Source organism: Nonomuraea sp. NPDC049784 (assembly GCF_040659615.1).
GTDB lineage: Bacteria > Actinomycetota > Actinomycetes > Streptosporangiales > Streptosporangiaceae > Nonomuraea.
Genome location: NZ_JBFAMX010001039.1, coordinates 1 through 2,197 on the forward strand (window position 1 = coordinate 1; position 2,197 = coordinate 2,197).

Sequence of the window (2,197 nt, forward strand, 5' to 3'; positions counted from 1 at the left end):
TCGGCGCGGGCCGCGCGCAGCCGCAGCAGCAGCGGCCCGGCGTGCTCCAGCAACCGTCGCCCGGCCTCGGTGGGCTCGACCGGGCGACGGCTCAGCAGCGGCAGGCCGAGGTCGGCCTCCAGCGCGGCGATCTGCTGGGAGATCGCCGACTGGGTGTAGCCGAGTTCGGCGGCGGCCGCGGAGAACGAGCCGTGCCGGGCGACGGTCACGAACGTGGTCAGCAGATGAGGGTCCATCAGAGTTGCTTATAGCAGGTGCAGATATCATCGTTGGCGCTTAACCAGGGTCGGTGGCCACGATAGGCGCATGAGAATCGCCCTTGTGGGAGATCGTTCTCCCAGTGTTCGCTCGCACGTCCGGATTCCGCTGGTGGTCGAGGCGCTGCGGGAGCGGGACGACATCGCGCTGGACCCGTACTGGATCTCCACCACCGACGTGTCCGGTCTGGAGCGCTTCGACGGCATCTGGGTGGTGCCCGGCAGCCCGTACCGTGACGAGGCGGGCGCCGTGGAGGCGGCGCGCATCGCCCGCGAGCAGCGGATTCCGTTCCTGGGCACGTGCGGTGGGTTCCAGCACATGCTGCTGGAGTACGCGCGGCACGTGTGCGGGCTGGACGTGGCGCACGCCGAGAACGAGCCGGGCGCGCGTGAGTTCCTGCTCACGCCGCTGGCGTGTTCGCTGGCCGGGCACGAGGGGCGGGTGCGGATCTCACCCGGCTCGCTGATGGAGCAGATCATGGGGCAGTCCACCACGATGGAGTCCTACATCTGCTCCTACGGGCTGAACGAGTCCTACAAGCAGACGCTGGCCCAGCACGGGCTGGTGTTCTGCGGGCATGCCGACGACGGCGCGGTGCGCGCGGCCGAGCTGCCCGGTCATCCGTTCTTCCTGGCCACGATGTTCCAGCCGGAGTTGTGGGGGGACGGGCGGCGCCCGCACCCGGTGATCTCGGCGTTCGCCGCCGCGGTCGCCCGCCACCGCGCCGGGCGCGAGGCGGCATACACGAGTTAGCCGCCCTACTCGGGCCCGGTGGGAGGTCATCCGGCGGTGCGTTCGGCGTGGCGGAGCGTGCGCAGGCCTGGGAGCGTTATGGTGCCCAGCCGAGCGCCCGTACGCGGCTCGAGGCGCAGCACCTGCTCACCCGCTCCGGCCAGCAGTTCTCCTTCCAGGTACGCCAGCCCGCGGGCCTGCCCCGGCAGGTCCCAGGCGGCCTGCGGCGCGAGGGTGGCACCGTCGGACACCAGCAGCCGCCTGCCCGCCGCCATGAACAGCCGCCCGCCGCCCGCCACCGCGAACGCCTCACCCGAGCCGCCGGCCTGCCAGGCACCGGCGTCGGAGTCCCGGGCCGGCGGCGAGGCCGGGCCCGGGCTGACGAGCCTGCCCAGCAGCCCCGTCCGGGTGATGGTCAGGTCGCGGGTGGAGGCTAAGATCACGCGCCCGGTGGAGGCGTCGAACACGTACAGCCGCGCGTCCTCCACCGCCAGCGCGTGCGCCTCGGGCGGGCCGAGCCCGAACGGGGCAGGCAGGTCCAGGCAGTACGCCCAGCGCTGGTCGAGGTGGAGGACGTGCACGAAGGCGTGCACCCCCGGGCTGAGGTCCTTGCCCGCGGCCAGGTCCCGGGTGTGCAGGTGGGCGTCCTGGTGGGTGTAGAGCGTGTAGAGGATGTTCTGGACGGGGTCGAGGACGGCCTGGCGGCCCTGGCCGTGCATCTCCTCCTCCTGTCCGGGCGGGATCTGCCGCTTGTCGCGCGTCAGCAGGGCGCCCATCGTGCCGCTGTCCAGGTCGTACACGCGCACGCGGTAGCGGTCGGGGGCCTGCGGGGGCAGGCGGTCCAGGATGTACATCGCATTGCCGTCGGTGGAGAACGCCTCCGGCTCGATGTTCCCGTCGAGGTCGAGGGTGCGCTGCCGTCCGCCGGTGGCCAGGATGATCGTGGTACGGGACCGCGGGCCCGGCGCTGGGCCGAGCGCGGCCACGTCGTTGGAGACGGCCTTGATCTGCCGGGTTTTCGTGCCGGTGATTCGCAGGTCGTCGATGAGGGTGCCGTTGCCGGCCTGGTAGGTGCGCAGGTGGCCGTCGTGGAGCTGGTAGAGCCTGGCCCAGCGGTGTTCGGCGACCGTGCCGGGGTAGGTGGCGCGGACCGTGCCGCTTGCCAGGTCCACGACGGCCAGCCCGGCGGCGGTGTCGGCGAACAACC

The 2,197-nt window shown here is 72.2% G+C and carries 3 protein-coding genes; 1 reads left to right on the forward strand and 2 read right to left on the reverse strand.

Annotated features, from left to right (window positions below):
* On the reverse strand, positions 1 to 236 hold a 236-nt coding region (locus AB0J09_RS62900), incomplete at its 3' end, for a LysR family transcriptional regulator (protein ID WP_360713817.1).
* A gap of 70 nt (positions 237 to 306) precedes the next feature.
* Here AB0J09_RS62900 and AB0J09_RS62905 point away from each other — a divergent pair.
* Entirely contained in the window at positions 307 to 1,011 is a 705-nt protein-coding gene (locus AB0J09_RS62905) for a gamma-glutamyl-gamma-aminobutyrate hydrolase family protein (RefSeq protein WP_360713819.1), read from the forward strand.
* A 26-nt stretch (positions 1,012 to 1,037) separates the two neighbouring features.
* Here AB0J09_RS62905 and AB0J09_RS62910 read toward each other — a convergent pair.
* A partial coding sequence (locus AB0J09_RS62910) for a hypothetical protein (protein WP_360713820.1) occupies positions 1,038 to 2,197 on the reverse strand: 1,160 nt, incomplete at its 5' end.

Excerpts from the sequence above, each read along its gene's own strand:
- AB0J09_RS62905 (WP_360713819.1), top strand. The coding sequence starts at position 307 with ATGAGAATCGCCCTTGTGGGAGATCGTTCTCCCAGTGTTCGCTCGCAC.